Annotated in this window: 25 protein-coding genes and 1 pseudogene; 12 read left to right on the top strand and 14 right to left on the bottom strand. The window is 67.3% G+C overall.

All coding sequences use genetic code 11. From position 1 onward, the window contains the following. Positions 1–9: 9 nt before the first annotated feature. The 4 genes from D7V88_RS10015 to D7V88_RS10000 form a co-directional block, all read right to left on the bottom strand. Positions 10–825, bottom strand: coding sequence for a hypothetical protein (locus tag D7V88_RS10015; protein WP_120540395.1), 816 nt, complete (start codon positions 823–825; stop codon positions 10–12). A 2-nt stretch (positions 826–827) separates the two neighbouring features. Beyond that, positions 828–1,292, bottom strand: coding sequence for an imm11 family protein (locus tag D7V88_RS10010; protein WP_147448678.1), 465 nt, complete (start codon positions 1,290–1,292; stop codon positions 828–830). A gap of 152 nt (positions 1,293–1,444) precedes the next feature. Further along, positions 1,445–1,861, bottom strand: a complete 417-nt coding sequence (locus tag D7V88_RS10005; protein ID WP_120540393.1) for an AHH domain-containing protein — start codon at positions 1,859–1,861, stop codon at positions 1,445–1,447. 171 nt (positions 1,862–2,032) lie between these two features. Next, positions 2,033–2,401 carry a hypothetical protein gene (locus D7V88_RS10000; RefSeq protein WP_120540392.1) on the bottom strand — a complete coding sequence of 123 codons (369 nt, stop codon included), beginning with the start codon at positions 2,399–2,401 and terminating at the stop codon, positions 2,033–2,035. Between the two features lie 272 nt (positions 2,402–2,673). Between D7V88_RS10000 and D7V88_RS09995 the strand changes: the two genes are divergently transcribed. Beyond that, a complete protein-coding gene (locus D7V88_RS09995; RefSeq protein WP_147448677.1) occupies positions 2,674–4,179 on the top strand; it encodes a hypothetical protein in 1,506 nt (501 codons plus the stop codon). 67 nt (positions 4,180–4,246) lie between these two features. Here D7V88_RS09995 and D7V88_RS09990 read toward each other — a convergent pair whose 3' ends face one another. From D7V88_RS09990 to D7V88_RS09980, 3 genes are all read right to left on the bottom strand, one after another. Further along, positions 4,247–5,935: a hypothetical protein gene (locus D7V88_RS09990; RefSeq protein WP_120540390.1), complete on the bottom strand. Its 1,689-nt coding sequence runs from the start codon at positions 5,933–5,935 to the stop codon at positions 4,247–4,249. 272 nt (positions 5,936–6,207) lie between these two features. Beyond that, a complete protein-coding gene (locus D7V88_RS09985; RefSeq protein ID WP_120540389.1) occupies positions 6,208–8,682 on the bottom strand; it encodes a GH25 family lysozyme in 2,475 nt (824 codons plus the stop codon). Between the two features lie 91 nt (positions 8,683–8,773). Then, the gene (locus D7V88_RS09980) at positions 8,774–9,694 is read right to left on the bottom strand and encodes a hypothetical protein (protein ID WP_120540388.1); all 921 of its coding nucleotides are present in this window, start codon (positions 9,692–9,694) and stop codon (positions 8,774–8,776) included. 261 nt (positions 9,695–9,955) lie between these two features. Here D7V88_RS09980 and D7V88_RS09975 point away from each other — a divergent pair, with 261 nt between their 5' ends. The 3 genes from D7V88_RS09975 to D7V88_RS09965 all read left to right on the top strand — a co-directional run bounded on the left by D7V88_RS09975 (position 9,956) and on the right by D7V88_RS09965 (position 13,719). Continuing rightward, positions 9,956–12,238, top strand: coding sequence for a Kelch repeat-containing protein (locus tag D7V88_RS09975; protein ID WP_120540387.1), 2,283 nt, complete (start codon positions 9,956–9,958; stop codon positions 12,236–12,238). Positions 12,239–12,828: 590 nt separating this feature from the next. After that, positions 12,829–13,230, top strand: coding sequence for a MarR family winged helix-turn-helix transcriptional regulator (locus D7V88_RS42985; protein ID WP_158625051.1), 402 nt, complete (start codon positions 12,829–12,831; stop codon positions 13,228–13,230). A 105-nt stretch (positions 13,231–13,335) separates the two neighbouring features. Continuing rightward, positions 13,336–13,719, top strand: coding sequence for a hypothetical protein (locus tag D7V88_RS09965; protein ID WP_147448676.1), 384 nt, complete (start codon positions 13,336–13,338; stop codon positions 13,717–13,719). A 61-nt stretch (positions 13,720–13,780) separates the two neighbouring features. Here D7V88_RS09965 and D7V88_RS45110 read toward each other — a convergent pair whose 3' ends face one another. After that, positions 13,781–13,903, bottom strand: a complete 123-nt coding sequence (locus tag D7V88_RS45110) for a hypothetical protein (protein WP_279636011.1) — start codon at positions 13,901–13,903, stop codon at positions 13,781–13,783. A gap of 49 nt (positions 13,904–13,952) precedes the next feature. On the opposite strand from D7V88_RS45110, the gene D7V88_RS09955 reads away from it, so the two are divergent. The 5 genes and pseudogenes from D7V88_RS09955 to D7V88_RS09930 all read left to right on the top strand — a co-directional run bounded on the left by D7V88_RS09955 (position 13,953) and on the right by D7V88_RS09930 (position 16,599). Beyond that, positions 13,953–14,951: a hypothetical protein gene (locus D7V88_RS09955; RefSeq protein WP_120540384.1), complete on the top strand. Its 999-nt coding sequence runs from the start codon at positions 13,953–13,955 to the stop codon at positions 14,949–14,951. A gap of 15 nt (positions 14,952–14,966) precedes the next feature. Further along, a pseudogene (locus D7V88_RS09950) lies at positions 14,967–15,131 on the top strand (transposase); the annotation flags it as partial. 93 nt (positions 15,132–15,224) lie between these two features. Beyond that, positions 15,225–15,662, top strand: coding sequence for a DUF1801 domain-containing protein (locus D7V88_RS09945; protein WP_120540382.1), 438 nt, complete (start codon positions 15,225–15,227; stop codon positions 15,660–15,662). 302 nt (positions 15,663–15,964) lie between these two features. Then, entirely contained in the window at positions 15,965–16,318 is a 354-nt protein-coding gene (locus tag D7V88_RS09935) for a hypothetical protein (protein WP_120540380.1), read from the top strand. Next, positions 16,315–16,599: a hypothetical protein gene (locus tag D7V88_RS09930; protein ID WP_120540379.1), complete on the top strand. Its 285-nt coding sequence runs from the start codon at positions 16,315–16,317 to the stop codon at positions 16,597–16,599. The genes D7V88_RS09935 and D7V88_RS09930 overlap by 4 nt, the downstream gene beginning before the upstream one ends. Before the next feature lie 107 nt (positions 16,600–16,706). Here D7V88_RS09930 and D7V88_RS09925 read toward each other — a convergent pair whose 3' ends face one another. Further along, positions 16,707–17,351 carry a pyridoxamine 5'-phosphate oxidase family protein gene (locus D7V88_RS09925; protein WP_120540378.1) on the bottom strand — a complete coding sequence of 215 codons (645 nt, stop codon included), beginning with the start codon at positions 17,349–17,351 and terminating at the stop codon, positions 16,707–16,709. 131 nt (positions 17,352–17,482) lie between these two features. Here D7V88_RS09925 and D7V88_RS09920 point away from each other — a divergent pair, with 131 nt between their 5' ends. Together D7V88_RS09920 and D7V88_RS09915 are read left to right on the top strand one after the other, a co-directional pair. Then, a complete protein-coding gene (locus D7V88_RS09920) occupies positions 17,483–18,385 on the top strand; it encodes a LysR substrate-binding domain-containing protein (protein WP_120540377.1) in 903 nt (300 codons plus the stop codon). A 194-nt stretch (positions 18,386–18,579) separates the two neighbouring features. Further along, complete coding sequence (locus tag D7V88_RS09915) at positions 18,580–18,870, top strand: hypothetical protein (protein WP_120540376.1); 291 nt, start codon at positions 18,580–18,582, stop codon at positions 18,868–18,870. Positions 18,871–18,896: 26 nt separating this feature from the next. Here D7V88_RS09915 and D7V88_RS44335 read toward each other — a convergent pair whose 3' ends face one another. From D7V88_RS44335 to D7V88_RS09890, 5 genes are all read right to left on the bottom strand, one after another. After that, positions 18,897–19,049, bottom strand: a complete 153-nt coding sequence (locus D7V88_RS44335; protein WP_244238079.1) for an ATP-binding protein — start codon at positions 19,047–19,049, stop codon at positions 18,897–18,899. Positions 19,050–19,055: 6 nt separating this feature from the next. After that, positions 19,056–20,579 carry a putative metal-binding motif-containing protein gene (locus D7V88_RS42980; protein WP_158625050.1) on the bottom strand — a complete coding sequence of 508 codons (1,524 nt, stop codon included), beginning with the start codon at positions 20,577–20,579 and terminating at the stop codon, positions 19,056–19,058. Positions 20,580–20,680: 101 nt separating this feature from the next. Next, a complete protein-coding gene (locus tag D7V88_RS09900; protein ID WP_120540375.1) occupies positions 20,681–22,264 on the bottom strand; it encodes a nitrilase-related carbon-nitrogen hydrolase in 1,584 nt (527 codons plus the stop codon). Continuing rightward, positions 22,261–22,848, bottom strand: a complete 588-nt coding sequence (locus D7V88_RS09895) for a PadR family transcriptional regulator (RefSeq protein ID WP_120540374.1) — start codon at positions 22,846–22,848, stop codon at positions 22,261–22,263. Before D7V88_RS09895 ends, D7V88_RS09900 begins: the two co-directional genes overlap by 4 nt. Before the next feature lie 121 nt (positions 22,849–22,969). After that, the gene (locus tag D7V88_RS09890) at positions 22,970–23,755 is read right to left on the bottom strand and encodes an endonuclease/exonuclease/phosphatase family protein (RefSeq protein ID WP_158625049.1); all 786 of its coding nucleotides are present in this window, start codon (positions 23,753–23,755) and stop codon (positions 22,970–22,972) included. Positions 23,756–23,887: 132 nt separating this feature from the next. On the opposite strand from D7V88_RS09890, the gene D7V88_RS09885 reads away from it, so the two are divergent. Further along, on the top strand, positions 23,888–24,175 hold a 288-nt coding region (locus D7V88_RS09885; RefSeq protein ID WP_279636010.1), incomplete at its 3' end, for an FIST N-terminal domain-containing protein.

The raw sequence follows: 24,175 nt of genomic DNA, 5'->3' as shown, positions 1-24,175 counted from the left end.
GGGCCTCATTCAGGGCAGGATGAGTTCCTGCTCATTCACGGGGTGCCCCAGCAGGAGGGAGACCGCGCTGGGTGCGAGGGTTGGGGCACTGCGCGCGAGCGGCGGAATCAGCCGGTAGATCTGGTCGGGAACCCAAAGCCCTTCCTCTTCGGCCAGCTTCAGCACGGCCATCCCTTCCAGCCAGATGTACCTTCCCACCGCCAGCGCGGGAGGGGCGCCTGGAGCCTCCGCGCGAATTCTCAGCTCCCTCACAACCTCCTCGTTCCACGCCTGGAAGGCCTCCGAGAACAGGCGCCCATCCCTGCGCGACACCGCCCGGTAGACCTCGGCCCGAGGCGTCTGCCTCCCGAGGTAGTCTTCCATGCGCTCACAAAGGACCTCCAGGTCCGCGGGTTCGCCTCCCGCGACGAAGCGAGCACGCAGGTACTGCTGGAGGAGTAGGGCGGAGAGGAACTCGTCGTCGTATTCGGGCGGAGTGGGTGCTCGCGCCGAGAGTGCCGCCAGCTCACAGGCGAAGCTTCGGGGGCCACAGCAGATGGCTCCCAGCAGGGGGCCATTCCAAGAGGCAGGCACCCTGGCGCCGGGCTCATGGTCGCGAGCATGTTCCAGCAGCGCCTTCCAGTGGAGCGCCGCCCGCATCAAACCCCGCGAGAAGCCCAGGGTGTCTGCCCGCCCCAGCAGTGCGCAGAACGCGAGCGTCTCCAGCGACTGGCAGAAGGCTCGGTACACACGCAGACGCTCCCGGAAGTCACACGTCGGTTGGAAGCCCTGGAGCAGTTGCTGGAGCTCATACCTGGCGATGCTCGCGTGGAGATGATGCGCCATGGTCAGTAGAGCGCCGAGTTGTATTCGTGCTCGGGGATGAAGGCCGCTCCTTGGATGCCCGCTGCTTCGAGGCGCTCCTTGAGCGATTGCTTGAGAATGTAGGTTGTCGGGCCGTTGCTCAGTCGGAAGAGCTCAACGTCTTCGGGAATCCGGTCGTCGCGGAGCACGAGCCGACTGCAACTGGCGAAGGTCGAGGGCTTGAGCGGCTCCGGCCTGAAGATGGATCTCTCCAGGTCCATGCAGTCGACGGCACCCTGGATGTTCGCGATGAAGTAACTGGGGCTCGCGACCTTCCCGCGATGGTCGAGGAGGGTGACGGGGAGGAACTCAATGTTGGCATGGTGGCCTGATTCGAGCACGTCCCTGCACCGCCGGGAGATGATGAGCAGGCTGAGCGTGTTGCTCTGGAAGTCGTAGAGCGCCCGGCGGTCCGGCCACTGCGGGGACATGGGATACGGGGCGTTCACGGGCACCCAATCCTTCAGGGGAACCCCGCGGCGGAACCGGAATGCCTTGTCACTCAGCTCGGAAGGGTGGTCCGAGAGGATGGCGGAATCTTGGAAGCGGGTGTCTCGGACGATGACGGAGTTGGCCATGGGAGGGAGAAGCAGCGGCAGGGCTAGGTCAGCTTGCGCATTCCAAAAGAGCGCGACAGGTATTGGAATGCTTCGGTTTCCATTTCGCGGAGCGTTGCTTCGGCGTTCTCGGCGATGGCCTCGTGGGGCTCGTCATCTTCCTTCTTCTCATTCAGCAGATCCTGGAACTTCTGGAAGTCGCCCTTGAGTCGGATGTCGTAGTCGGCATGCGAGCTGCGGTGGAACGGGAGCTTGTGGTGCAGCATCCCATCGGGCTTCTCCGGCAGGAAGATGATGTTCGAGCCGGCGTTGATGTCGTAGTTCGAGGAGAGGATGACCCGGACGTGCCAGTCCTGGAGGTATGTGTAAAAGCAGTTCATGGGCAGGATGTGGTGGGCCTGCCATTTGTAGGGAAACGAGCAGCCAACGACCGATGCGGTGACGCTGGGATTGAGCGACATGCCCACCTTGCCCCGGCAGATGGCGGCATACTGGAGCTGTGCGTTCTCCTCGACGCTCCGGTTGGGCAGGCTCTTGTAGTAGGCGACGAACTCCTTCAGCTCCTCGTAGCTCCCGATACTGCGGTAGCCGCCGAGCGATTTGATGGGAAAGGCTTGGTGGAAGTTCGGCTTTTAGTCGGGCTGGTAGAAGTCATACCAGGCGCATGGCGCCCCACGGTAGATGTCGCGGACGTCACCTCTGGAAAGCGAGCCGAGGAAATTCCATGCGTTCCAGGCGTAGTACTCCTTTCCTTCCGCGCGGGAGACCTTCTTGCCCTTGATGAACGCGTAGGAATGCACGCCCTTGGCCAGGTTCCCCTTGATGAGGGCCTGAGCGTCGAGGTGTGGCTCCTTGTCTTCGGTCGTCCTGGTGTCTTCCCTGGGCGGCTTGGCGCGCTTTGGATCGACCTTATGGCTTTCATGCCGCAGCCAGATGTAATCCTTGAGGACGCTCTGTCGCTTTTTCTCTTGCTGCTCAGGAGGAAGCGGAAGCTGCGCCACAAGAGGCCTCCAGGTGTTCGCCCATTGGCTTGGGAGCTGAAGATTGACGTGCTCGCGATGCTAACGCGCAGGTGCCCATCCTGCCTAGTGCTCGGGTCGGGAGGTGATGAATGGGCAGGGCTCCAGTGTGACGAAGCCCACGTGGCCACCGTGCTCGGTCAACTGTGGCGTTGCTGGTTCCTCCGACTCGGACGAACCTATGGCGGAGCCCCGCGCCCGTCACCGCTGCCGCCCCTTCTGAAGTAGTCGCCAGAGAAGCCATAGGAGATCCCATGTCCCACATTCCTCGTCGTCGCCTGCCCACCGTGGTCTTGTCATTGGCGGGGTTGCTGACGCTCGCTGGTTGCGAACCAGAGGCCCCCAGCCCTGACGTGGCTGTCCGTGGCGCGGCGTCCTCCCTGAGCGTCGGGCTTGGAGGGGATACCACCTGCACCTGGGGAAGCCCGGACTGCAACCTGTGCAGCCCGGACGTGCCGCTCCGCTTCCAGGAGCTGCGGGACCACGGCGAGGCGCTGGGCTTCCACCCCGGGCCGTTCAACCTCAACGTGGCCTACCCGGGCGGCAACCACTGGCAAGGCATCCAGCGCCTGACGTTGGGCTCCGGCCGCTACCTCGTCGTGTCCAAGCGGGATGACGCGGCCTTGGGGAACGTGGGGCACCTGGTGCGGATGGAGAGCCGCAACGGGGAGGGGCGGCGCTTCCGCTCCAACCGGCTGGCGGTCTCCACCCAGCAGCCCGAGGACACCGCGCCTCCGGTTGGGGACGTCGCGGTGGCGGCGCTGCCGGTGCCAGGCGGCTACCGCCACGGCGGCGGCATGCAGGCGGTGGGCAACGTCCTCGCCCTGCCCCTGGAGGAAGGGCCGGGCCTGGGCCGCGTCGCGCTCTATGACTACAACCCGGGCCTGAACCCGAGCCCCCATGCCTACATCCAGGGCCTCACGTCGAACGCGGGCACGGCGTCGCTGACGAAGCTGTCGGACGGGCATTCCCTGCTGCTGCTCGGGCAGGAGGATGCGGAGGCGCTGGAGGTCTTCCGCTCCTCGGAAACCAACATCCGCTCCGCGAGCAATCAGTGGCAGCGCGTGGACTTCTGGGAGAAGGCGGAGCTGGGGCAGGGGGAGTGGGGCGCGTTCCAGAACCTCAACTTCGTGACGGATTGCAATGACTCACAGCTCTACCTGGTGGGCACGCGGCTGGGCGGGCTGCGCTGGGGCGCGGTGAGCGACGACTACGCCCACCTGTATCGGGTGAAGCTCGACGGCCACATGCGCATCGAACACGTCGCGTCCAAGCACCTGTACTGCAGCAATGACGGGTCGCGGCAGTGCAACCTGGACGCGGCCGCCGGCCTCTTCGTGGGGCCCGACCGCAGCCTCATCCTCTACGCCACCGAGCACGCGGATGACGGCCCTGGCTCGACGGTGAAGATGGTGGAGTTCCGCAGCGTCTGGGCGGACCCCTTCTGCCGCGCCGACCTCCAGCGCGCCTACGTGGACTTCTACGACGACTCCGACTTCAGCGACCGGGGCGTCATCTTCGACTACGAGGACCAGGGGTTGAAGAACTGGGCCCGCTTCAACGACGTGGACAAGTTCAACGACAAGGCCTCCGCGGTCCGTTGGTGCATCCCGCCGGGCCATCGCGTGCGGCTCTACAACGACTCCAACCATCAGGGCAGCTACAAGGACCTGGTGGGCGACGGCATGCTCCACGAGGTCAACCTGAACCACTGGAGCTTCGGGGACAAGGTGTCCTCCGCGCGGTGGCTGGCCTACTGAGACGGAGTGCAAGCGGAGGAGGACGTTCGACGGTGACTCTGGAGCACCTGGGCTTGCCCACGGCAGGTCACGGCAGCATCGTGATCTTGTCGTAGATGACGTTCGCGGTGGAGTTGCTCCCCATGCTGATGTTCGTGCCGGTGTTGCTGAGGGACTCGACCAGATCGGTGCCGACGGTGATGTTGTTCAGGTCCCCGCCCACGCTCACGTAACCGCACTTGGACAGTTCGTTGGCCAGATCGTTCTCCTTCTTGTTCAGCAGGTGCGCGAAGGCGTGCCGTTCGTCCTTGGGTCCGTAGGTGAGGCTGAGCATGTTCTGGCGGGTGCCATCCGTGAGCGTCAGCAGGCACGGCTCCAGGTCGAAGCCTGGCTTGGGGACCTGGGTGTTGAGGAACAGGTAGCCCATGAAGGCGTGCACACCCAGGCCGTCGGAGCTCTTCCCCTTGCCCTTCGTATCGTCGGCCTTGCTGGCGTTGATGACCTTCAGGTCGAAGCCAGGGGCCTGCGTGGGCGTGCCATGCACATGGGTCTTGCTCAGCGGGAAGCGTTGCCGCTGACCGCCGGGCATCTCGAACTGGAGGACCAGGTCGAGCAGTTGCTCATGGATGGACAGCGTGCATTCCCCGACGATGAGTAGCAGGTTCGCCTGCTCCGCGTGGGTGATCTTGATCAGCTTGTCAATCAGCCCGTTCCTCAGGTTGTCCACGTACGCCGAACGAGGGTCGTGCACCGCCAGGGTCTTGGCCTGCTCTGGATTGAAGGCACCGGCGCCCTGCAGGAACACGTTCAGGCTGGGCTGCGAGCCGAAGTTCCAGGCGGTTCGCGTGTTGGTGTGCTGGTGGCCGTGTTCGAGCGAATGGTAATAGACATACAGCGACGGGCTGTCCTTGCTGGGGCGTGAGAGCCTGGCGATGAAGCCCGCGTGATCGCTGAAGACGCTCGTTTCGTGCTTCGGCTGCACCTGATGCAGCATCTCGATGAGCGTGCCATCGGGCGTCGTCGCCTGGTTGGGCCGCTCCGAGGAATTGTTGACCTTGGTCTGGTGGCTGAGCAGGTACTCGAAGGTCTTCTGCTTGTTGTCGTAGACGTTGGCGCCCTTCATGAGCGGAAGGAGCGTCTGCCTGGGCGTGAGCTTCGTGAAGTTCAGCGTCCCGTTGAACTGGGTGTCGAAGCTGTACTCGATTCCGTACTTCTGGAAGAGCATGGCCGCGAGCTGCAATTTGGTGGGTGAGTCCGTCGAGAGGACATTGATGGCCTTGAGGGCCTCGAGCACCACCTGACTGCTTTCGGCGCGGAGCTGTGTGTAGACGTCTTCGATGCCCTCCATCGCTTCCTGGAAGCGCTCCGCCGTCACGCGGCTCTTCTCGAAGTGGCCCTGGATCTCCGGGGCCATGAGTTCGGTGTCCTCGTCGTTGACCGTGTCGGTGGCTTCGATCAGCGCGAGCATCTGCTTGTGGTAGCCCTCGGTCAGGTCGGCCATCTTCTGCGCGAGCACGCGGGGAATCTTCGCTCGCTCCAGGAGGAAGCCGAGCTTGGGCTCGACAGCCGGCACCGTGCCGGACTGCGCCTGGAAGAACGCCTGCCGTGCGCTCTTCCGGCCGAGCTGACTCTTGAGCCCCTGCTCGATCTGCGCGTAGGCGCGCTCCGTCAGCGGCTTGACCGTCTTCGCCCGCCCCGAAATCCCCTCGAGCACTGGACCCGTGGGCGCCTTCGGGTCGAACAGGGAGGAGGCGGTGTTCATCTTCAAGACGGGCATGGCGAAACTCCTGGGGGCGTTTTCTCCTGCCGGAGGTTCAATCGTCCGGTGGACCCTGGAAGTCTACGTCGAAGTGGGGTGGGGACCCCGGCAGTCCCCACGGCCATCTGGCGGCCTGTCTCGGTCGCCAGGCGTTCCTGCTCGGCTACGCAGCAGCGGCTTCATCTTCCAGAACGGGTTCGTTCCCCGCTTCCAGTGCTTCCCGGCGCCGGTCCATCCGCGCCTGGAGGGCCTGGAGGACCCGCACGTATGGAGGGAGGGCAGCGGTGGCGTCAGTCCAGGAGGTTCGCCAGACCCGCGTACGTGTTGGGGCCGGGGATGCCGTCGAGCGGCCCGGAGTAGCCACCGCGGTGCGCCAGGGACTGGAGCACCTTGTAGGTGTTCGTTCCGGGGACTCCGTCGAGGGGGCCCGTGTACCCGGCGCCGCTCAGGAAGGTCTGGAGGCCTCGCCACGAGTTCACGCCCATGGCTCCATCGGAAGGGCCCATGTACCCGCCCAGGCGCGCCACCCGCTGGAGCGCCGCGTACGACTGGGAGCCCATGACGCCGTCAAGGGGGCCCGTGTACCCGAAGCCCCGCAGCACGGTCTGCACGCCCTTCCAGGACTGGGTGCCCATGGCACCGTCGGCGGGGCCCGTGTAGCCGCCCTTCGCGGCGAAGCGTTGGAGCGCCGCGTACGACAGGGTGCCCATGACGCCATCCACGGGCCCTGAATAGCCATAGCCACCGAGGACCTGCTGGATGCCCTTCCACGTGCTCGTCCCGGGAACGCCATCCACCGCGCCGGTATATCCGCCCGCGCTGGCAATCCGTTGCAGCGTCAGGCCCTGGGCCTGGGTGACAGCCGGCACGGGGCCGGAGGACCCGTCCAGGTACGCCTGGATACCGTTGTAGGTATTGGGCCCGGGGATGCCATCGATGGGGCCTGTGTAGCCACCGTCCTGGGCCAGCAACTGCAATCCCTTGGAGGTGTTGAGGCCCGGGATGCCGTCGGCGGGCCCCGCGTAGTAACCCAGCTCGCGCAGGACCTTCTGGACGCCCATCCAGCTCTGCGCCCCCAGAGCGCCATCGAGGGGGCCGGTGTAGCCGCCCCGGCGCGCCAGCTTCTGCAGGATGATTCCCTGCGCGACGGTGATGACGGGGGCACCTCCGCCCACGCTCCCTCCGGGGATGGCCGTCGGCGGAGGCGGCGTCACGCCCAGCGGGGGCTGGGCCAGTCCGGCGAACGCGGACAGCTTCGCGACATTCAGGTCGAGCGGAATCCCGTTCTGGTTTCCGGACGACGTGTACTGGTGGATCTCCCACGTCGGATAGGCCGTCCCCACGGACGGGTTGCCCGGCGTGCCCGTGTAATGGGCAATCCAGAGCTTCGAGCCCACGGCTCGGGTCTGGGACCAGGAGTTGGCCTGGAGCAGGCTCGAGTACGTGTACAGGAACGGGGCTTTTCCCAGCCGCGTCTTGATGGCCTGCATGAAGCTCGCGGTCATGGAGTCGTTCCAGAAGATGCCGTCGTCGATGGCCTCGTTGTCGAGCACCAGCAGGTCGCCTGGGCGGTGGTCATACAGGTGGTCCGCGAAGTATTGGGCGTCACCGGCGGGGTTGTACGAGCCCGCCATCCAGTAATGCCCCACCAGGAGCCCGGCCGCGCGAGCCCGGGCGACCTGCTGGGTGTAGTAGGGCGCGACGTAGAGGGGCGAGACATTGGAGCCGCCGGCCTTGACGATGGCGAACTGGTAGCCGGCGCTCCGGATGGCATTGAAATCCAGATCCCGCTGCGTCGTGCCGACATCAATCCCATACACACCGCTCATCCCCGACGGTGGAGGCGTCCCGGGGCCCTGGGCCAGCCAGGTGTTGAGCCCCGCGTAGGTGTACGGACCCGGGAAGCCATCCACGGGGCCCGTGTACCCGCCGAGCTGGGCGAGCCGCTGGACTCCCTTCCAGGTGTTCTCACCCGGCAGGCCGTCGATGGGGCCGGAGTAGAAGCCCTTGCCGGCGATGACCGTCTGGACGCCCTTCCACGTGTTGACTCCGGGCACGCCATCCACCGCGCCCGTGTAGCCGCCGCGCTGGGCCACGCGCTGGAGGACCTTCCCCTCGTCGATGCTGACCTGGATTCCCCCGGAGCCTCCGCCGCTGCCAGTACCTCCGCCGCTGCCGGTGCCGAGCACGTTGCGGATGAGCGGCGCGGGGTCGCTGACGTTCTCGCCAAACGCGCAGCGGTCCGTGGTGCCCCGGGTCATGTGGAGGTGGGACCCGCTCCACGCCGAGCCATGGTCATCTCCGGAGCCCGCCACATAGGCGAGGATGTCTCCCTGCTGGACGGAATCGCCCACCGCGAAGCGCGTCCGGATGACGTGGGCATACCCGGAGAAGTCACCGGGGGCGGACTCCACTGCGATGGTGTGCCCCACGACGGAGGAGTACTGGACGCGGCGGACGATGCCCGAGCGGAGCGCGGGGATCGCCTGGCCCGCGCCCGCGGGGAGGTCGAGCCCCCGGTGGCCCGCGGGACCGTAATAGGGACCCGTGACGCCAAAGCGGGTGCCCCACCGGGCTTCCGCGTAGAAGGCCTGCACGTTGGCTGGCGCAAGGGCCTGTTCTGCCTGGGTCACCCCGTCGGGGCTCCCCGAGCCCTCCGGCTCCAGGCCTCCACAGGCAGTCAGGACGACGAGGCCCCACAGCAGCTTCAAGGGGGACGAGGCGAGGCGTTGGATGAAGTTCCCTGGACGGGCTCGGGTGTGCATGCGGCTCCCTGGATTGAAACAGGCTTTTTGAGCTTAGCCTGCTTATCCAGGGTAGGGGAGGGTTGACGCACCTTCGCGCTTCCTTTCGTGCTCAGAGCGCCTTGACGTAACCCGAGACTCTTGGATTGCAGGCGCCCGCGTTTTTCAGCGCGGCCTCGGCTGCATTCTTCTTCGAGTGAATCCCCGTCACGATGAACAGCCCCGGCGTCAGGCGCTTGAACGGCTTGGTTTCGAGGACCAGGAAACTGCTCGCGCAGGCCTGCTCCAACTGCGCGCCGTCGCGGTACGCAATCGCCTCCTGGGCTGTCTTGAAGCTTCCAATGATGGCCGCGTGGCGCTCGGGCCGGTGCCGAAGCTCCTTCACCGCTTTGCGGCCCGCGGCATCCCAGCGGTAGGCATCGAGCTTCCACTGGTCGGGCTCGCCGCTCTCCCTGTCGGCGGAAAGAAACGCATACTCCCTGTAGAAGCCCTCGACCGGTGAGCCCGGCGCCAGCGGGTACGGGCCGACGTGGGACATCTCCGGACCGGCGAAGTTCTCATCCCCGTTCCAGGCTTCCGTCACCCCGCCGTCCTTGAGCGCGTAGAGGCGGTGCCGGCGATGGACATGCTCGAACCCGCTTTCCTGGGTGACGAGGAGTCCCCACTCCCCGGCCTCCAGCCGCACCGGCTGGACGGAGGTCGTGACGTTGCGCTCCTCCTCGCCCGAGGTCCATGTCCCGGAGGATGCGGCCCCTCGGGATTCCTTCCGGATCCCGTGAGCCATGCCGTCGGGCAGCCTCGCCTTGCGCGTCCCGTCCGTCCCATCGCTCAGCTCGAGTTCGAGCCGGCAGGTGTCGCCCGCCTTGCGGCAGCCGGAGGCGCGCAGGACAAACATCGCTTCGGTCTTTTCGCTCGCCTTGAAGCGCATGAGCTCAAGACCGTCCGGAGCTGCGGCGCTGCTCGCCCCAGGAACGACCGCGCCCAGGAGCACGATGAACACCGAACCCAGAGCGGACCGCTTTCCAACGCCCATCTTCCCTGCCTCCCTGATTCCAGCCTCACGGGCCTCCGCCAGAGCATTTCACGCCGGCGCCCCCGCCTCCAGGACTCCTCATCCCCTGACAGTACCCAAGCAGGCGTCCGCATTCGTCTGACGAGCAACGGCGCATGAGCTACTGGGACAATGTCCAGAGCCGCCTTCCATTGCCAAAACTCCTCGCCATGTCTGTCGCAGGGAGATCATTGTCCTTCAGCAATCTGGCTGCAAGGAATTGTCAATGAGGAAGGCTGCCTCATGAAGAAAGCATTCACTCCGTTGATGCTCGCGCTCACCGTGTCGCTGCTGGCGGGCTGCTCTGATTCCTCGAATGATCCCGGCTCGGTCCGGTTCGCGGTCTCTGTCAGCCAGACCCTCGCCTCCAACATCGCTCGCGTCTCGGTCACCTCGAGCGCCGCGGACATCCCCACGGTGACCGTGGACCTGGCTGCGACCAACGGCGGGTGGGGAGGCCTCATTGGCAACATCCCCGCGGGCTCCAATCGCTCCTTTCTGGCCCAGGCCTTCGACTCCTCCGGCCTCCTGCTCTTCGAAGGTTCCGCCACGGGAGTCACCATCACCGCCAACCAGAGCACCCTGGTCGCCATCACCCTTCAGCAACTCCAGCCTCCGCCTCCCTTCGACAACGAGGCTCCCCTCATTGACTCCCTGGTGGCCTCCTCCACCTCCGTGGCCGCAGGTGGCTCCATCTCCCTGACCGCCACCGCACATGATCCCAATCCCGGCGATACCCTCTCCTACGCCTGGAGTGCGACCGCGGGCTCCTTCTCCGCTCCCTCGGCTGCCGCCACGTCATGGACCGCGCCTGCCTCCACGGGCATTGCGACCCTGAGCCTGACCGTGACGGACTCGCGCGGCCTGTCCTCCAGCGTCGTGCTGGCTGTCAACGTCACGGCTGGCGGCGAGGGAGATGCGGACCTGTCCATCTCCTTCAACAGTTTCCCCGTGGTGGCCGCTCTCAGTGCCAGCCCCACGTTCCTGGCCGTCGGGCAGACGACGTCTGTCTCCGCCTCGGCTTCCGACCCGGACGGTGACAGCCTCTCCTACGCCTGGAGCGCCTCTTGTGCCGGCAACTGGGCCCAGGCCTCCTCCAGTGCTGCTCACTTCACGCCGTCGGTCCTGCCCGCCGGTACCTGTAACAACTGCCGTCTGACCGTCACGGTCACCGATGGGCGCGGCGGACAGAACACCGGCACCGTCGCGCTGTGCGTCAGCAACACGCCCCCGGCCCAACACTTCAACCCCGTCATCATCCGCTCCTACCGCTCCTCGGACACGGCCTCCCCGGGCCAGGAGCTCACCTACGAGGTGGTGGCCAGCGATCCGGAAGGTTCCGCCCTCACGTTCTCCTGGGAGGCCAACACCGGTTCGCTGGGCACGCCGGCCAGCGACGCCTCCCACAGCCGCATCACCTGGATGGCTCCGTCCTGTGCCAGCGCGCCCCCTTCCATCACCGCCACCGTCACCAATGCCTTCCAACTGACAGCCACCCGCACCTTCACCGTGACGGGGCTGCCGGCCTGTACAGGGGGGAGTTGGGCCTTGACTGGCTCCATGGAGGGGCCTCGCTCCAGCCATAAGGCAGCGCTGCTGCCCAACGGCAAGGTGCTCGTCATGGGGGGAGATAGAGCGGATGGCGAAGCTCTCGCGACGGCGGAGGTATACGACCCGGCCACGGGGACCTGGAGCTCGACGGGCTCCATGGCTGAAGCGCGTTCGCAGCCCACGGCGACGCTGCTACCCGATGGCAAGGTGCTTGTCGTAGGGGGACTCAATTCCAATGTCTTTCTCGCGACGGCGGAGGTGTACGACCCTGCCACGGGGACCTGGAGCCCCACCGGCTCCATGGAGGATCGTCGCTCCAACCATACGGCGACGCTGCTTCCCAATGGCACGGTGCTCGTCACGGGGGGCATCAGCGACATCGGCGGGCCCTTGAGGGTGGAGGTGTACGACCCGGCCACGGGGACCTGGAGCCCGACTGGCTCCATGGCTGCAAGTCGTTGGGCCCACACGGCGACGCTGCTGTCCAATGGCAAGGTCCTCGTCGCAGGGGGACTCGGTCCCCCCACTCAGGCGACGGCGGAGGTGTACGACCCGGCCACGGGCACCTGGAGCCCCACGGGCTCCATGACCGAAGTTCGCGCCTTCCACACGGCGACACTGCTGCCCGATGGCAAGGTGCTCGTCACGGGAGGAGTGGACATCTTCGTCTCCTCCCTCGCGACGGCGGAGGTGTACGACCCGGCGACGGGCACCTGGAGCCCCGTCGGCTCCATGGCCGAAACTCGTGCCCTCCACACGGCGACGCTGCTGCCCGATGGCAAGGTGCTCGTCGCGTCGGATCAGATGCCGCAATTGTACGACCCGGCCACGGGTACCTGGAGCCCCGCCGGCTCCCTGGTCGGACCGCGCTCGGACCATACCGCGACGCTTTTGCCCAATGGGCAGGTCCTCATCGCAGGGGGAGGGGGGAACACCGGCTTCCGGCTGGCAACGGCGGAGCTGTACACGCCCTGAACGCTGTCGCAACGCTCGCCGAGCGCCGGGCATGACCGGCGCTCGGCCCAGACTTCGCTGCTGGCAGGGTCTGCTGTGAACGGCAATTCTTGCCGTGCTCCTCGCGGGCTCCCCGGGGGGAAGCGCCAGGCGAGTGCGGTGCATTGCCACGGTGCGCATTGACGGCAAGGAGTACGCGAGAACACGATCCACGGGTCGTTCGACAAGGTGTTCAGTCCCCCATCCGCCTGGATGGAACGAACGACATCCACCGCATGACCGGGGAGCGCTTCGCCACCGCGAGCCTGCTCTCCGGCAAGCAGAACCCTCGGTGCAACGACCAGGTCTGCCCGCGCAACGTGGTCATCAACCAGACGACGGTGACAGTGCAGGCCTTCTGCTCGGCTGATGCGATCATGAAGGCAGCCTGGTTGGCCCCACGGATGGGCCGCCGCGCTGCCTTTTCCCGGAGGTTTCATGCAACACCGAGGTTCGCCCGGCCCGCAGGGACTGGAGCACCTTGTAGGTGTTCGTTCCGGGGCCACACGGTAAGGTGGAAGTCCGACGGAGGTGGACGAACGGTGGCTGCATCGAGGGCGACGGGGAGGTCGATGGCGGGATTGACCGCGGGACTGCTCGTTGGCGGGCACAAGGTCGCGAGGTTGTTGGACGCCGAGCTCGCAGCCACGGGCCTCGGTGCCGGAGAAGCCGTCCTGTTGACCACGCTCGCGGCTGGCTCCCTGACGATGACCGGAGTCATGTCGGCGCTGCACATCGGAGCGTCCACTTCGACCAGCCTGGTGTCGCGGTTGGAGCAGCAGGGCTACGTGCAACGCGCCCGCAACCCCGCAGACGGACGCTCCTGGCTCGTCTCGATCACCGACAGTGGCGCTGCCCTGTGTAAAGAAGCCGAGGCCGCTTTCGCGCGAGTCGACAGGAAGCTCGCGGAGGTAGGACCCGATGCGGTCCGTGGCCACAACGCATTCATGAAACGGCTCAGCGGAATCTCCTGAACCTCCCGCGACGGTCTCCTCCTGGACTCCCCCTTCTTTCATTTCCTACGTTTTCGTACTACGTTTTCGTACTACGTTTTCGTAGTACATAGCGGAGGGATGACCATGGATGACAAGACTTTTCTCGAACGATTCTCACGAGGCGAGCTGAGCGAGTTCCCGCATCTCGACCACGTGCGGGTGGTCTACCTTCACACCCGCGCGACCGACAGGGACACCGCCGTCGAGCTCACGCGTACTGGACTGAGGCTCCTGACCCATCGGCTCGGAGTTCCGGAGAAATTCCACGAGACCGTGACGGTCGCGTGGGCGCGGCTCGTGGGTGAGCGGGCGGCAGTGGAGCCGTGCCGCGACTTCACGTCGTTCCTCGAGCACCACCCACGATTCCGTCGCAAGGACCTCCTCGGCGACTATTACTCTGGCGAGGTTCTCTTCAGCGCCGAAGCGCGGGCCCGGTTCGTTGAGCCCGATCTGCGGCCCCTGGCGTGAACCGGGGCGGTATCGCCAGCGGCACCCCAAGCTGCCGGCGCGCGCCGTGCAACCCGCGCCTTCACCCGAGCGCGCGCAGCGTGTCCGCCACCCGGCGCAGGTCCTCCTCGAAGTGGACGCGCGCCTGGGCCGGCGCCCGCTCGTCCGGCATGCGCAGGAGCGCGGAGGGGTGGAAGGTCGCCATCCACGCCTTCGCCCAGGGCGTACGGACGTGCTGTAAGGTGGGTGGTGATATGCGAATCAATCTGTCGTCCTTCAAGACCGCTTTCGATGAGCTGCTTCCCCAGTTCGTTCCGGGCGAACTCTTCGAAGATGAGAACACGGATGGGCTGACGCCATGGCGAGAGCCTGCGGTGGGCACCTACGCGGAGCTCTTCTCCGAGATGCGAAGGGCCGGCGCCACGCCCTGGCGGCTCCATGCGCTGGCCCAGGTCGCCGCGCGGTGCGTGGGGACCGCCCCGCCCACGGAGCGGACCTCTGGCGTGGAGGTGGGTCACAGCGTCTTCGTCCCCGGGGACTTGAAGGTCGCAGGGGCCATCGACGTGGCGGGCACACTGGTGGTCCTCGGCAACCTGGAGGTGACGGGGCTACTCACGGACAGAGGGCCCGACTCCAGCGTCATCGTCCTGGGGAATGCCGCGGTGGGCGCGCTTCGGACCAGCGGCGATGTTCGCGTGGGGGGCCATCTGGACGGGGGCGACGTGGTCGTCGGCCACTACAACGACAACTCGCTGGTCGTCGGTGGGCGGTTGAAGGCCCGGCTGCTCATCGAGGACGAACACGACGTGCGCGCCCAGTCGTTCGACGTGGAGCACCACTACCCGATGGAGACGTTCCGGCAGGGTCAAGGCAAGGGGGTCCTGGCTTCGCTGAAGAAGGCGCTGACCGCGGGGGCCCTGGGCAAGGACGAGTCCGTGGAGGTGACCCTCACTGACACGGGGGGCCGGAGCCCGGAGGTGCTGGCCCGCATTGCGGCCATCACCGGGTTCCCGGCACCGTACCTGGACCAGAAGCCGCCGCCGCTCTGGCTCGAGTTCCCGGAGACGATGCGCAGGACTCTAGGGACGATGCGGAAGTCGCCCATGGACCGCGCGGAGGCGGAGGCCATCGCCGCCGCGGTGGCCGAGGCGGGTGGCCAGGTGGAACTCAAGTTCAACGCCCGGGCCGTCTACTCCGAGGAGGCGCTCTTCGCGGCGTGGCGCCAGGGCAAGCTGTTCAAAGCGAAGAAGTGACTCAAGTGACTCCCCCAGGCCGCCCGAGATTTGGACCTGATGGAGTCAGCACTGCGGCTGTGGGTCGAGCAGACGAAGACGGACCGGTGCGGGGGCAGGCCTGGAGCGCTGACGACGGTGGAGCGCGAGGAGCTCTCCCGGCTGCGCAAGGAGAACCGGGAGCCGCGGCTGGAGCGGGATTCAGATCGACCGGACCGGTGCGGCGCGCGCCTGACGCTTCCGCTCCCGCGCGCGATTGCCTAGCGTGAGGCGCCCGAGTCAGGAGGAACGCTCATGGCCAAGAAAGTCGCAGCCAAGAAGGCGCCAGTCAAAACGCAGAAGAACAAGGCCTCAGTCGCCGAGTTCATCGCCGCCGTCGATGACAACGCCAAGCGCGCAGACGCCAAAGCGATCGACAAGATGCTGCGCGAGGTCACCGGCGAGAAACCCGCGATGTGGGGGCCGTCGATCATCGGCTATGGCTCGTACAAATACACGAACACGATGGGCGAGGCGGATTGGCCGAAGATCGGCTTCAGCCCACGCAAGGGCGCGACCGTGCTCTACATCGTGCCGGATTTCCTCGCGTCCGATCCGCTGATGAAAAAGCTGGGTAGGTACAAGAACGGAAAGAGCTGCCTCTACATCAACAAACTCGCCGACGTGGATCAGAAGGTGCTGCGCGAACTGGCCATGCGTTCGTGGACGCACATGAGCGAGAAGTACGGGTAGGAAAAAGGGAAGCGCCCCCTGTGTCAGGGAAGCTGTCGCCTCGGCTGCGCTTGAGCACCACGCAGGCTCCGAGGCCCTGCGGCGTGCGGGTCTGGGCGAGGAAGACTCGCGCGCCGACACGGCTCTGCCCCATGTCCCGGAAGAACAAGCGGCTTCTCCACCCGCCCGGCTCACGGCTCCGGTGGCCCCCGTCAGCGGCACTCCTGGGCTCCTCCGCTCCAGCCCTCGCCCGCCACAGGGTCTTTATCCCGCCGATACGCCCCCTGGCGGACCGGAGTCGGATTGGGCGAGGCTCCCGCTCCATGTCCATCAACTCCTTGCAACGTTCGAGACTCCTCAGCGCGGCGCTCTTCAGCGCAGGGCTCGCGCTCGGCTGGCCATTGTTCGCGGGCGCGAAGCTCCAGGGCGGAGTGTGTGATCCGCTGGTTGACGAAGCCGAGGGCTTCCGGCTCCAGCTCGTCTCCGCCACCGCGGACGGCGTGTCCATCATCCCGGAGGAAGGCCTGGGACCGGAGAAGGAAATCTACGCCGTGCGAGCCGTGCGCCCCGAGGACGGGACGGCCGGCGAGGCCATGGCGGCCACGGTCTTCGAGGCGAAGCCCCTCCGCGGCACCGCCGAGCTCTACCGGCAGCTGCGCCTCCAGAGGCAGCCATGAAGAAGCTCGGCATCGTCCTCGCGGGCCTGCTGACAAGCGGCCTGGGTTCGGCCTTCCTGACGGCCTGCTGCCCGGATCGCGAACCCCGCAAGTTCTTCAAGCTCCCCGCTGGCGTCTACAGCATGCGGGACAACGCCCGCACGCCCGAGGGTGACACGGGGTATCGCCTCGTCATCTCCGACGACGGCCTGCGTGCCGTCGAGGAGTTCGAGCGTGAAGGCAAGGCCTACCGGCAGGAGTACCGGATCACCGAGCGATGGGAGGGCGATGTCGCTCCCTGAGGTCGCTCACGGGTCTCCATCCCGCTGATACGCACCCCCGAGAGTCCCCAGGAGGTGGCGTCCTTCAACACCTTCGACGAGTTCCATCCGCGCAGCACCGACAACCTCTATCCGGGTCCAACCCCTGGCTTTGCATCGCGGAGTTGGAGCGTCGCCTTGAGGTCGCGGTTCTCGGCTTCCAGCCCCGCGATGCGCTTCTCCAGTCGCTGAAGCGCCTGGGCCACCTCGGAGGCATCGAGCTTCTGGGGAATGTGCTTCGGGCAGTTCACGTCCCAGGCGCTCACCGTGATGAGGATGATCTGTTCGGGGCGCGCCCGGGGCTCCGTGGGGGTGAACCGGGCCAGCAGTGCGTCCGTCGCGGGGACGGCGCGCGCCGTGCCCCAGACCTTGACGCGGCGCTGGTGCGCGTAGTCCATGAGGAAGAGGCAGACCCGATTGTTCTCCGACAGGTTGCCCGTCGAGACGTACTGGCGGTTGCCCACGAAATCGACGAACCCGAGCGTGTGATCATCGAGCGCCTGGATGAAGCCTCGGAGGCCTCCTCGATGCTGGACGTAGGGCTGTCCATCCGCGCTCGCGGTGGCCAGGAACCCCGTGTCCACCTGCGCCAGGAACTCGCGCAGGCTCTCCGTCACCTCGGTCTCGAAGCCCCCGGCGCGCTCCATCCGGGCATACGCCGCCCTGGAGCCGCGCTCGCCCTGCACCTGCTTCACCGCCGGGGAGAAGGCCACATCACTTGAGATGGGTTTCATGGACAAGAACCTCCAGGTTTCCGGCGGTGGGGTGGCGGCCGCCAGCACTGCGACCGTAAACCCAAGGTACGGACCTCCCACTCCGTCAACAATGGCGCATCCGTGGTAACAGTATTCCAGGAGGTGGAACAATGGATCGAGTCGGGGAGTGGCGCCTCTTCGTGTCCGTCGCGAGCCTGGGAAGCTTCATCGAGGCGGCGCGCGCCCACTCACGTTCCCCGCAGAGCGTCACCCGCGCCGTCGCCGCGCTGGAGAAGCGGCTGGGCACGCGCCTGCTGAACCGGACCACCCGGTCCGTCTCGCTCACGGGGGAAGGGGAGCGCTACCTTGAACGCAGCCGCCGGGCGCTGGCGGAGTTCGATCTCCTCGAAGCGCCCTCGGACGCCCGGGCCGAGCTGCGCGGCACGCTGTCCGTGACGGCGTCGGTGCTGTTCGGCCAGCTCCACCTCGTGCCCGTGGTGGCGGAGTTCCTGGAGGCCCATCCCCAACTGGACCTGCGACTCACCCTGCTCGATCGCGTGGTGTCACTGGCGGAGGAGGGCATGGACCTGGGCGTGCGCATCGGCGCGCTCTCCGACTCGGCTCTGCGGGCCCGCGGGGTCGGCCACGTGCGGTCCATCCTCTGCGCGAGTCCGGCGTACTTGAAACGCGCGGGCGTGCCGAAGGAGCCGGAGGCGCTGGCCCGCCACGCCTGCATCGCGTTCACGACCACGACCCCCATCGCGGACCGGTGGTCCTTCCCGAGCGGCGGAAGGCGGGAGCGAGGCGTCGCCGTGCATCCACGGCTGATCGTCAACACGGCCCAGGCGGCCATCGAAGCCGCGCTGGCCGGCGTGGGGCTCGTGCGGGTCCTCTCCTATCAGGTGGACTCGCTGCTCGCGGACAAGCGGCTGCGCGTGGTGCTTGAGCCGTTCGAGTCGGAGCCTGTTCCGGTGCACCTCGTCCACCTGCCGGGCCCCCAGCGTCGGGCGGCGGCGGCCTTCCTGGACTTCGCCGCCGAGCGACTGCGCAAGCGCATCGGCTCGCGGGCATGACGCACTCCTCCGCTCCAGCCCTCACCCGCCACAGGGTCTCCATCCCGCCGATACGCATACGCTCCTTCGAACAAGGAGAAGGCGGTGTTTGCGGACACGAACATGGGGCAGGGCGTTGCCGCGATTGCTGCGAAGGTTGCCTGGAAATTCAATTGGAAGATTCTGCTGAACCCCCTGGACCCGGGAGGCATGGCATGGTCGAACTGAGAATCTTGAAAGAATCCGACCTGGAAGACTGGTCGCGATTCATCGACAGTGCGTCGGATCTGATTGTTGCACACTACTTCTATCGAGGATCGAGGGCGCCCGCGCGCAGGGTCTTCGGCAATGGAGACGAACTCGCCGCGTATGTTCGCAAGGAAGGGCGCATCGGCGACTGTTTTTATTGCTGGTCGTTCGAGGAGTGCTGCACTCCGGAGCAGGTCAAGTTCTCGGTTATCGTTCCGGATGTGGACGGCAAGGCCCCGGATGATGGCGTCTACTGAGGACCCGTGTTGCTTCTTGGGTGTGCTCAAGAAGCAGGCAACTCCACAATGAACGTCGCACCCTGCCCGGGTTGGCTCTCCGCGAGCAGGGTGCCGTGGTGGGCTTCGTTGGCGACGGCAATCGCGTCCGCCAGCCGCATCAGGTCCTCCGTGGTGGCGCTGGCGTGAATCGCGCCCACCGAGCATCACGGGGCGCAGTAACGGAGGGACCGCAGGGTGTAGGTCCTGGGGTTGTCCGTGGCGGTCATCATGAGCGCTCCCAACTGATGCCCCGGCAGCTCATGCAGCCGCACCCAGGACGCGGTGACGTGGAGGGGGATGGGATTGGTGCCGGGAGTCCAATCCGTCACGACACCTGACGGGCTCCGGCCCCAGAGCCGGCCCTCCCAGGCGAACGAGGCATCCTGGCCGGAGCCAGGGACGGAGAGCATGGAGAGCCAGGCCAGTTGGAGCCCCCGTGAGGTCATCGTGGCGCCAAACAGGGGGGTCTGGCTCTGCGTCGTGGCGGTCAGCGTCTCGGGCGTGCCCTCGTTGAAGAGGGACCGCACCTGCAGCAGCCGGGGATTGAATCCATTCGGCTCACGGTAGAGCAGCGTCGGCGCTCGCACGCCGCCCTCTTCCTCGGGGGCCGTCAGCAGCAGTTGGGGAAGGGCCCCATACTTCACGGTGAGGATCCGCTCATCCCCCACGGCGAGGAGGTCGCGGTCATGACGCCGCAGCCAGACGCGCGTGTCATCGAACGAGTCAGTGTTCTCGAGGGCCTTCACCAGGAAGCCTCCATCCTCCAGGGCCAGCACCTCCGCACCAGAGAGGTTGAGGGAGTCCGACCGGTGCACCACGCGGGGGGCTGACAGGACCTGACCGGCGGCGTCCACGGTCATGCCCTGCACTTCGCGGGCACCCGCGAGACCCCAGGTCCAGACCACCGCGAGCCGCTCACCCTCCATGGATGCGGCCACGTGCCCCGACGCCCAGGTCTGGGGCCCTTCGAAGAGGACGACGCCCTCGGGGGAGGCGACGGGCGCGCCCAGCTCATCGAGTTGCACGAGGCGCCCCTGGACGAGGTCGTCCGGCTGGGAATACAGCGCGATGAAGAAGAGCGCCGGCCCGCGCGCGGTGCGCACCAACCGGGCCCCGGTCACGCGAAGGGGAGCAGGCGCCAGCGGCAGGTTCACCGTGCTCCGCAGCGTCAGGGCCGTGTCGAACCGGAGGAGCTGGAGGGCCGCCAGGCCGTCGGAGGAGACCAGCAGGAAGCCCCCTTCCACGGGCAGGCTGTCCACCCAGCTTTCGGAAGGAGCCCACTGCATCGGCGCGGCATCCGCCCGCGTCGTCGGGTCCGTCACCCCGTCACAGTCGTTGTCCAATCCATCGCAGCGCGCCTCCGACGCCTCGTAGGCCGCGCCATAGGAGCGCGCTGTGCAGACAGGCTCGTAGGCGCCATCCACCCACGCCCGCTTCGCCCCCGCGCACACGCCCTGGGTCTTTTCGCAGGGCGGGCCTTCCGCCACGCCGCTGTCAGCCGTTCCCGCGTCGTTCGCGACGCCCGCATCCGTGCCGGCATCCACCTGCGTGCCGGCATCCACCTGCGTGCCGGCATCCGGCACGGGGCCCGACGGGCTTTCGGAGGATCCACAGCCCGTCAGCAGCAGGGCCACCACCAACGACAGGCCCCCCCGCATCCCTCCCCACGACTTCATCCGCGATTGCATGTTCCCCTCTTCGTCCTGAAACACATCCAGGCTCCAAGGCCCGAATCCTACCGGGTCGGGGCAGGGGATGTTCCGCCAGCCGGTGCGAGGGGACCGTGACTTCAGGGCGTGGCAGGAGTGTGGGGTGTCGGTCCTGTTGGCTCCGTGGCGGCGCTTCGCCGCCGCGCGACGAGCCCGCGAAGGGAGGCCTGAAGCACCCATCCCAGCGCCGCCAGTCCGGAGAGCACACCCACCGCGTCTCCGATGCGCGCATAGAGCGTGGACACCCGCCCCACCGGCAGCTCCGCGCGCAGCACCCGCTCCTGCGCTGTGAAGTGATCCAATTCGCCATACACACGCCCGTAGCCGTCCACCGCCACGGAGAGCCCCTGGTTGACCTGGCGCACCATGCTGAAGCCTTGCTCCACCGCGCGGAACACCGCCTGCCGCGTGTGCAGCGGGCTGATGCCCTCCCAGTCGCTCGACGGCAGCAGGAGCAGCTCAAGCCCGCGCTCCGAGGCGCTGGCGAACACCCCCGGGAAGTCTCCGTCAAAGCAGATGGCGCCCCCCAGGATTCCCACGCCGGAGGCCGGGCCCACCGCCGGCTCCGGGCTGCCCGGAAGGGAGTGCTCCGCCTCCCACCCTGGCACCGGCCGGGACTTCACGTAGCGCCACGCCACCGCGCCGTCCGGCCCCACCAGGATGAGCTCGTTGCGCAGCAGCCGCTCCACCTCGGGCGTGAAGCTCGCCACCGACATGCCCAGCCACACGCCCCGCTCGCGCGCCAGCGCGCTCCCCCGCGCGACGAGCGCCTCCAGCTCCCCGGCCAGCACCACCGCGTTCCCCTCGGACCAGAGGAGGAGCTTCGCCCCGCTCGCGGCCTCCCGCTCCGACAGGCGCAGCAGCTCCTCGTTCACCCCGCGCGAGGCCTCGGCGAAGGCGCGCCAGTCCTCATCGCCAAAGGCCTCGCCCTTCATGAGCCGGGACAACCCGGCCTCGCGGCCCGTGGCCAGCTCCCCCGCCACGGTGATGCCCGCCACCTGGACGGGCTTGCCCACGCTCCCCGCGCCCGCGAGCCGCAGCGCGCCGAAGCCGAGGATGGCCGCCAGCGCGGCCGCGTACACCGCCACCCCGGGCAGGACGCGACGCCCCGCCTCCCGGTGCTCGAGGGCCCAGTTGGCCACGGTGGCGAACCACACCAGGACGAACGTCAGGCCCCACAACCCCGTCACCGACACGAGCTGCACCAGCACCGGCACCCGGGCCTGGGTGTAGGCCAGCACGCCCCAGGTGCCGAACGGGTTGCCCAGGCTGCTGAAGTACTCCACCCCCGTCATCGCCGCCGGCAGGAAGAGCGTCCCCGCGAAGGAGCCCCGCGGCCCCACGATGAGCCGGTCCGCCAGGTATCCCCCCGCGACGACGACGGCGCCCCCCAGGGCCATGCCAAAGGCGCTCTCGGCGGAGCCCGGGAACACCCCCAGGTTCGCCACGCCAGCGGCGACGGTGTTGGCCACCAGGAGCCCCACGAAGCCCACCACGGGGCGCTGCCGCCGGGAGAAGTAGAGGAACAGGGCGCCCATCCACCAGCCGGGCAGCACGGCCCACTCCGTGTTCAGCAACAGCAACAGTCCGCTGCCCACGCCCAGGGCGAGCCACGGCATGAACATGGGCAGACGCCGCGCTCCTTCATCCGGATGACCGCTCATTTCGCCTTCCTCTTCTTCGTCGAACCGGGTGTCCGCTCCATCCGCTGGAGCGCCTCTCGCGCCTCGTCACACCAGCGCAGGTGCGCCTCCAGCCCGAGCAGCCCCGCGCGAATGGACAGATGCCAGTAGGGCCGCTCCGGGTCGTCTCCCCGGGAGTGGCGGACGTTCTCGTCAATGAGGCGAAGCGCCGCCAGCAGTCCCTCCGCTTCGGAGCGGCTGCGCTCCACCTGGGCCAGGGAGTCCGTGGGTCCCACCTGGGCCCCGAAGAAGAGCTTGAGCAACAGCTCGTTGCGCTCGACGTGGGGGAGCACCGGCCGCCTCAGCCATTGCGCGAGCGCCGTCCGCCCCGCCTCCGTCACCCGGTACGCCTTCCGGACCCGTCCGCCCCGCGAGGGCTCCTCCGGTTCGAGCTCGACCAGGTGCTCCTGCGCCATCTGCTTCAGCGTCGGGTACAGGTTGCCGTAGCTCTCCTGCCAGAAGTGCCCCACGGACCGCTCGATGGCGCTTCGCAGGTCGTATCCGCTCATCGGCTCCCGGCACAGCATCCCCAGGATGGCGAACCGACAGGTGCTCTCCCTCGCCATGGCAACCTCCTCCACGGCGATATATCAGGCTGATATATCCGGCCGCCAAGCCTTTATGCGCTCGTACGGGTGTACCCCTTCACGCCTGGCCACCATCGCCCAGGCAAGCAGAGGCGGCGGTTCAGGGGCGCAGCAGCCGCGCGGCGATCGGCAGGTGATCCGAGGGCTCGGTTACCGACGGCATGGGCGTACGGTCATCCAGCTCCGGCAACCGGTCCGGCTGCGCCCGCAGCGCGCGGGAGTGGAAGATGAAGTCGATCGCCTTGGCCCTGTCGTTCGCGTTGCAGGTCGGCTGGTGCCGCCCCTCATAGGCGTCGAGCAGCCCGGCCGCCGCGAACGCTCGGACCAGTGGTTCCCCGGGCTGTGCGTTGAAGTCGCCGCACACGACCCACAGGGCCTCCGGGTCCCCCCGGACGAACTCCTCGAGCAGCTCGGTCGCCTCCTGCATCCCCTGGTGTTGCTCCAGGGGCCTGTCCGGCCGGTCCCAGCGCAGGTGCGTGCACGCCACGCGCAGCCGGTCCCCTCCGACATCGAAGTCCACGACCAGCGCCAGGTGCCCCGAAATGCGCCCGTCCTCCAGCCGGTCCCTGAAGTAATGGGCCCGGTGGCCGAGGCAACGCTCCAGCCGGTGGAACACCGCGCAGCCATCAGGCCGGCCCTGTTGCTTCAGGGCCAGTACGCCCGAGTACCCGCGCGCCTCCATCGCCTGCTGGAGCGCGGCGAAGCAGTCGGGCTCCACCTCCTGCAGGCAGACGATGTCCGCGTCCAGCCCCGCGATCCGGCGGGCCAACGCCTCCTGGCGCCCCCGCGGACGGAGGAGGTCCGCGGGCGTGTGCGGGAACCACTCGGGCTTGACGTAGGCGTCCGCGAGGATGTTGTACGAGGCGATTCGCAGCTCCAGCGCCATTGGCAGCTTCTCCTGGTGCCGCGAGCATAGGCGGAAGGGGCGAACAGGCGCTGCCATCCTGGTGGGCGAGGCGCGAACGAAGCCGTCGACTCCTGCGAGCGCGTCCCTCAGTGCATATCGATTCTGGAGTCCATGCGGATCCAGACTGGAAAGAGCAGCTCGCCGGATTGCGAAGCTGCCTCTCGCGAAGCGTGCCAACAGGCGCTGCGAGGAGCAGAGGCCCCCACCTTCGCCCTCGTCCTGTGCACGGACCAGTACGACGCGGAATGCTTCGCGGCCGCGGTCCGGAGGGAGCTGGGGGACATTCCGTGGGCCGGCTGCTGCGCGGCAGGCGTCTTCGCGGGAACCGAGCTGTTGCTCCAGGGCGTGGTGGTGGCGCTCTTCTGCGGGAAGGACTTCCGTGTCGGGGTGGGAATGGGT

Origin of the sequence: Corallococcus terminator (assembly GCF_003611635.1) — a bacterium.
GTDB lineage: Bacteria > Myxococcota > Myxococcia > Myxococcales > Myxococcaceae > Corallococcus > Corallococcus terminator.
The sequence above is the reverse complement of the archived record's forward strand: the minus strand, read 5'-3'. Positions and strand labels throughout refer to the sequence as shown.

What these genes read in the sequence shown, in the direction of transcription:
- D7V88_RS10015 (WP_120540395.1), bottom strand. Translation starts at nt 825, where the DNA reads ATGGCGCATCATCTCCACGCGAGCATCGCCAGGTATGAGCTCCAGCAA.
- D7V88_RS10005 (WP_120540393.1), bottom strand. Translation starts at nt 1,861, where the DNA reads ATGTCGCTCAATCCCAGCGTCACCGCATCGGTCGTTGGCTGCTCGTTT.
- D7V88_RS09995 (WP_147448677.1), top strand. Translation starts at nt 2,674, where the DNA reads ATGTCCCACATTCCTCGTCGTCGCCTGCCCACCGTGGTCTTGTCATTG.
- D7V88_RS09990 (WP_120540390.1), bottom strand. Translation starts at nt 5,935, where the DNA reads ATGCCCGTCTTGAAGATGAACACCGCCTCCTCCCTGTTCGACCCGAAG.
- D7V88_RS09985 (WP_120540389.1), bottom strand. Translation starts at nt 8,682, where the DNA reads ATGCACACCCGAGCCCGTCCAGGGAACTTCATCCAACGCCTCGCCTCG.
- D7V88_RS09980 (WP_120540388.1), bottom strand. Translation starts at nt 9,694, where the DNA reads ATGGGCGTTGGAAAGCGGTCCGCTCTGGGTTCGGTGTTCATCGTGCTC.
- D7V88_RS09975 (WP_120540387.1), top strand. Translation starts at nt 9,956, where the DNA reads ATGAAGAAAGCATTCACTCCGTTGATGCTCGCGCTCACCGTGTCGCTG.
- D7V88_RS42985 (WP_158625051.1), top strand. Translation starts at nt 12,829, where the DNA reads ATGGCGGGATTGACCGCGGGACTGCTCGTTGGCGGGCACAAGGTCGCG.
- D7V88_RS09965 (WP_147448676.1), top strand. Translation starts at nt 13,336, where the DNA reads ATGGATGACAAGACTTTTCTCGAACGATTCTCACGAGGCGAGCTGAGC.
- D7V88_RS45110 (WP_279636011.1), bottom strand. Translation starts at nt 13,903, where the DNA reads ATGGCGACCTTCCACCCCTCCGCGCTCCTGCGCATGCCGGACGAGCGG.
- D7V88_RS09955 (WP_120540384.1), top strand. Translation starts at nt 13,953, where the DNA reads ATGCGAATCAATCTGTCGTCCTTCAAGACCGCTTTCGATGAGCTGCTT.
- D7V88_RS09945 (WP_120540382.1), top strand. Translation starts at nt 15,225, where the DNA reads ATGGCCAAGAAAGTCGCAGCCAAGAAGGCGCCAGTCAAAACGCAGAAG.
- D7V88_RS09935 (WP_120540380.1), top strand. Translation starts at nt 15,965, where the DNA reads ATGTCCATCAACTCCTTGCAACGTTCGAGACTCCTCAGCGCGGCGCTC.
- D7V88_RS09930 (WP_120540379.1), top strand. Translation starts at nt 16,315, where the DNA reads ATGAAGAAGCTCGGCATCGTCCTCGCGGGCCTGCTGACAAGCGGCCTG.
- D7V88_RS09925 (WP_120540378.1), bottom strand. Translation starts at nt 17,351, where the DNA reads ATGAAACCCATCTCAAGTGATGTGGCCTTCTCCCCGGCGGTGAAGCAG.
- D7V88_RS09920 (WP_120540377.1), top strand. Translation starts at nt 17,483, where the DNA reads ATGGATCGAGTCGGGGAGTGGCGCCTCTTCGTGTCCGTCGCGAGCCTG.
- D7V88_RS09915 (WP_120540376.1), top strand. Translation starts at nt 18,580, where the DNA reads ATGGTCGAACTGAGAATCTTGAAAGAATCCGACCTGGAAGACTGGTCG.
- D7V88_RS42980 (WP_158625050.1), bottom strand. Translation starts at nt 20,579, where the DNA reads ATGCAATCGCGGATGAAGTCGTGGGGAGGGATGCGGGGGGGCCTGTCG.
- D7V88_RS09900 (WP_120540375.1), bottom strand. Translation starts at nt 22,264, where the DNA reads ATGAGCGGTCATCCGGATGAAGGAGCGCGGCGTCTGCCCATGTTCATG.
- D7V88_RS09895 (WP_120540374.1), bottom strand. Translation starts at nt 22,848, where the DNA reads ATGGCGAGGGAGAGCACCTGTCGGTTCGCCATCCTGGGGATGCTGTGC.
- D7V88_RS09890 (WP_158625049.1), bottom strand. Translation starts at nt 23,755, where the DNA reads ATGGCGCTGGAGCTGCGAATCGCCTCGTACAACATCCTCGCGGACGCC.